Source organism: Vibrio sp. 2033, from assembly GCF_033339735.1.
Genome location: NZ_JAWOVC010000853.1, coordinates 1 through 514, shown reverse-complemented (window position 1 = coordinate 514; position 514 = coordinate 1). Strand labels below are relative to the sequence as shown.

At 49.0% G+C, this 514-nt stretch carries 1 protein-coding gene; it reads right to left on the bottom strand.

Going from position 1 to position 514, the window contains the following annotated elements; genetic code table 11:
* On the bottom strand, positions 1–303 hold a 303-nt coding region (locus R7P74_RS29460), incomplete at its 3' end, for a DUF4165 domain-containing protein (RefSeq protein WP_318124293.1).
* Positions 304–514 lie beyond the last annotated feature (211 nt).

Genomic DNA, 514 nt, shown 5'->3' with positions numbered 1-514 from the left:
ATAGTAGGATTTTCCACCCACTGTGATGCGATCAGTAGCCCCAAGAAGGTGGCTGGTCGCTGTCGAAACCACTGTTCCATCCGACCGAATCACCGAAATCTTTACCTTTCGGTCGATACCGGCACTCAAGGCAAACGAGATATTGCCCGTTGGGTTGGCATAGTTGGCATTCGGAGTCAGAGACCGTTGCGTACCATCTGGAGCCTTAAAGGTGTATTCCAGCAGCTCTGCATGAGCAGCACCAGCGGTAAGAACCGCCAGAGCCCCAAGCATCGCCGGAATTTTAGGCTTGAAATTGATCATCGCATTCTCCATTCGTTTTGAGTTACAAGAACCCAATGCTGGAGGTTACGGGAGGGAGTGCATAAACATGGGCTGTGGAAGTGCCCTTTATGAGCAAATAAGGAAATAGTTGGAATTTGTTATGACTGGACTTTTTGCCAAAAAATAAGGGCAGCTTTTAGGCTGCCCCTATCACCCGTTGATTAACGGCAAGGTGTCTTTTACACCCCCA